The organism is Microbacterium sp. PI-1 (genome assembly GCF_004337555.1).
Classification (GTDB): Bacteria; Actinomycetota; Actinomycetes; order Actinomycetales; family Microbacteriaceae; genus Microbacterium; species Microbacterium aurugineum.
In genome coordinates, this window is record NZ_SJYZ01000054.1 from 1 (window position 1) to 3,417 (window position 3,417).

The 3,417-nt window shown below is 65.7% G+C and carries 5 protein-coding genes; 1 reads left to right on the plus strand and 4 read right to left on the minus strand.

The window, feature by feature from the left end; all coding sequences use genetic code 11:
* The coding region (locus E0W80_RS19005; RefSeq protein WP_240740592.1) for a DNA polymerase at positions 1-341 on the plus strand (341 nt) is incomplete at its 5' end.
* A gap of 87 nt (positions 342-428) precedes the next feature.
* On the opposite strand, the gene E0W80_RS19010 is transcribed toward E0W80_RS19005, so the two are convergent.
* The 4 genes from E0W80_RS19010 to E0W80_RS19025 are packed head-to-tail and all read right to left on the minus strand — an operon-like array spanning position 429 to position 3,328.
* A complete protein-coding gene (locus E0W80_RS19010) occupies positions 429-974 on the minus strand; it encodes a hypothetical protein (protein WP_131494546.1) in 546 nt (181 codons plus the stop codon).
* 44 nt (positions 975-1,018) lie between these two features.
* Positions 1,019-1,834: a hypothetical protein gene (locus E0W80_RS19015; RefSeq protein WP_131494547.1), complete on the minus strand. Its 816-nt coding sequence runs from the start codon at positions 1,832-1,834 to the stop codon at positions 1,019-1,021.
* Complete coding sequence (locus tag E0W80_RS19020) at positions 1,827-2,258, minus strand: HD domain-containing protein (RefSeq protein WP_131494548.1); 432 nt, start codon at positions 2,256-2,258, stop codon at positions 1,827-1,829. The genes E0W80_RS19015 and E0W80_RS19020 overlap by 8 nt, the downstream gene beginning before the upstream one ends.
* Before the next feature lie 47 nt (positions 2,259-2,305).
* Positions 2,306-3,328 (minus strand): DUF4113 domain-containing protein, encoded by a 1,023-nt coding sequence (locus E0W80_RS19025; protein ID WP_131494549.1) that lies wholly within the window; start codon positions 3,326-3,328, stop codon positions 2,306-2,308.
* Between the last annotated feature and the right edge of the window lie 89 nt (positions 3,329-3,417).

Sequence of the window (3,417 nt, forward strand, 5' to 3'; positions counted from 1 at the left end):
CCCCCCTCTTCAACAAGATCGAAGCCGACGTCTTCATCGCCGGCCGACGCGCAGCTGCAGAGAACCAGAAAGGCCGCGTCCGCGCCGCAGCAATCGGAACCACCGCGCTCGCCGCAGCGCAGGAGATCTATCGGCTGCTCGGCCGTGAGGTGAACCTCGAGGATCGCGGGCAGCTGCAGGAGGTGCTCTTCGGAGATCTCGGCCTTCCGTCGACGTCGTCGACGTCGCGTGGCCCCTCGGTTGCGACCGCGGCGCTGGTGAAGCTGCAGGAGACGAACCCTCATCCCGTGTTGCACCAGCTGCTGGTCTACCGCGGCGCGATCGCTCCCGAGGTGGAGTGACTCGGATTCGTCCAGCACAACCAGTAGCGGCCGCTCCCTGAATCGAGGGGCGGCCGCTACTGGTTGTGGCTGTGTCGTGCGGTCGAACTATCCGTTGAGGGATCGCGCGACCATGACTTTGACGTTCTCGTCGTCTTCCTCGAGGCGCGAATCGACAGCGCCGACCTTGGTGTTGACGATCTTGATCCTGCCCAGGCGGAGATCTCTTGCTGAGACGTGAGCGAGCTGCTTGTCCGTCAGCCGGTAGGACTTCCAGGTCATCCACTTCCCCCGGGGAGCCTGCACGAGCGCGTTGACGCGAGCCTCGGCCTGCTGGCGCGCCGTGGGGACTGGTGAGGAGCCGAGGATCTCCTCGACGGTTCGTGCGGCGGGATCCTGCTTGAACCGTGTGACGAGGTGGCCGACGGTCTGCTCATCGAGCTTGCCGATGCCGCTGCGGATCTGCTGCAGCGCATCGTCGGCGCTGATGGGCGCGTACGTGTTGGCGTGCTCGAAGTAGAAGTCGCGGTAGAGGCCCTGGTTGAGGTGGAACTTGCCCGTGTTCTGCACGTAGGTCCAGATGCGCTGCTCGTTGTCTTCGTGCGCGATCCAGACCGGGGTGCCGGCGGTGTTTCGGACCAGATAGAGGTTCATGATGTTCCTCGCTCCATTCTCAATTGCCTACATCTTAGTTTATCTTAGTCCGTCTTGGTAGGGGGCGGGGTGGGAGGTGTTGGTGGCCCATAGGCCTTCTCGACGGCGACGACGCTGCCGATGTGGAGGTCGACCAGGCCCGGCGGGGTCGGGACGATGTTCCAGGCGTCGACCATGGTCGCGTGGGCCGCGGCGCGTGTCGGGTAGGGCTGCGTCTGATCGCGCAGCGTTTCGTAGTCGTGGTGGTAGCGGTCTTTGATCGCGGCGCCGGCTTCGGAGTGGAACTGGATCTCGACGTCCTGGTCGGTCTCACTGTGGTGCACGACGATCGAGTGCAGGCCCTTGTACGGGTTGCCGTCGACGAAGGAATGCTCGATCTCCTTCACTTCCCACCCCTTGGCGACGAGACCTTCCAGCGTCTCCTGTGCAGCAGGTACGACTCGATCGGGAGTCGGTGCGACCACGGTGTAGCGAACGAAGTCGGTGAGGCGCCCCGTGATCTCCACCGGCGTCGCTGTGGGATCAACCAGGATCCGGCTCTCAATCTTGCCCGCGAGGGATGCCGGCGACTTCATCCGATACTCGAGGTTGTGCATCCGGCAATCTGACGGGGCTGCGTCGATGATCGCCACGGTGATCTCCGGTTCGATGGCGGCGATCTCTTCGAGCTTGTGGATCGCGGCGCCGGCGACGGTGGAGCCGTAGGTGTCGTAGAGCTCTGCAGTCGACGGCGGGTGCTCTCCCCAGTCGACGTCGGGTGCGTCGTCGGTGGCCGCGGGGCGAAGGTCGTCGACGTCGACGTCGCGGAGGTGGCGGTGGTCGAGGCAGCGGCGGCCGCCGTCCTCAGATGATCTACACACGGGAGAGGGCCTCTCGTGCCGCGGCGTACTTCGCGGCCAGTCGGGAGCGGGTGACGTCGTCGAGCAGGGCAGTGCGGGCCGGATCGGTGTTGTCGTCGATGTCGGCGTCTTTCACCTGTCGCGCGAGGGGGTTCCGACTGACACGGGCGTAGTAGTCGGCGCGCGGTTCGCCGGGCCGGTGGGTGATTGCATCGACGGCATCGACCACTTCGAGAGGGAACTCCGCCTGCAGGTCGACCAGCTGCACGTCGGTGTCTTCCACGACGTCGTGGAGCCAGGCGATCGCCTCCAGCAGCTCATCCCCCTGCACGCGAGCGACGACCCGCGCGGGGTGATCGATGTAGGGCTGACCGCTCTTGTCGACCTGGCCGGCGTGCGCGGCGCGGGCGATCGCCTCAGCTCGTGTGCTGATCTGATCTGTCATTTTGTGTCCCCCTCTACCTTCATCTTAGAGAGGGGGTCCGACACCGCTCAGGCTCGGGCGACGATCAGCTCATCCCAGTGCGTCGTGGCGCGTTTGGAGAGCATGCCGCGGTGCATCTGCCAGGACGGGCCGGGGCGCATCCCTCCCCACCCGAGCCCGAGGACCTCACGCCCGGCCTTCTTCTGCACCTGGTCGATGATGGTGGCGATCCCGGCGTCTTCGTGAGCATGACGGAACAGCTCGAGCGGTTGGATGACTGCTGCCGGTTTCAGGTCGGTGAGCATGACTCCCGCTCGCGCCCACTTCACCCCTTCCTCGATCTGCGGGAGGAGCCGGTGCGCGGCGCGGGTGAGCTCCACCGGGTCGGCGGTGGGGAACGGCAGTCGCACCATCTGTGACGGGTAACGGATCTGCTCCGTGTAGTGGCTGGTGCCCGCGAAGGCGGTGAGGATCTTCGCCACCTGCTGGTGCTTCATGAGCCGGGTCGACGCCTGCTGAGCGTAGATCGACAACGCCTGGCGCATCCCATCTCGGGTGGTGACCTTCTCGGAGAAGCTGCGGGACACGATCAGCTGATCCTTTTTGCCGGTGCGATCCTCCTCGGCGGCGATCGCCGGCACCCCGCGCAGCTCGAGCGCCGTGCGCATCACGACGACGTTGAACGCCTTCCGAATGAGGACGGGATCCGCGGCCGCGAGATCCGCGATCGTCGTGATGCCGATGCCGGCCAGACGGCGCTCGAGGCGAGACGCAATCCCCCACACCTCGGAGACCGGCAGCCGGGACATGAGGGCGTGGCGCCACTCGGGCCTGGTCGCCGTCCACACGCACACCCCGCCGAACACCTCGAGGCGCTTCGAGATTCTGTTGCTCAGCTTCGCTAATGTGCGTGTCGGTGCGATGCCGACGCAGACCGGGACGCCGATGAGCCGGCGGAGGGTGTCCTTGATGTCTCGGCCGAGGGTGGCCATCGCCTCGGGGTCTTTCGCGATCCGTGGACTCACCTCGAAGAACGCCTCATCGATCGAGTAAATTCTGACCCCCGTTCCGGCGTGTTGCGTGGGTCGGATTCTGTCATCGCAGTGAGGCTGGCCGGGTGCCTCGAACCGCCGCCTGGAACCTCCACTTCGTGACCGATCTCAAGATGCGAGCGGACGAC

Excerpts from the sequence above, each read along its gene's own strand:
- E0W80_RS19010 (WP_131494546.1), bottom strand. The coding sequence starts at position 974 with ATGAACCTCTATCTGGTCCGAAACACCGCCGGCACCCCGGTCTGGATC.
- E0W80_RS19020 (WP_131494548.1), bottom strand. The coding sequence starts at position 2,258 with ATGACAGATCAGATCAGCACACGAGCTGAGGCGATCGCCCGCGCCGCG.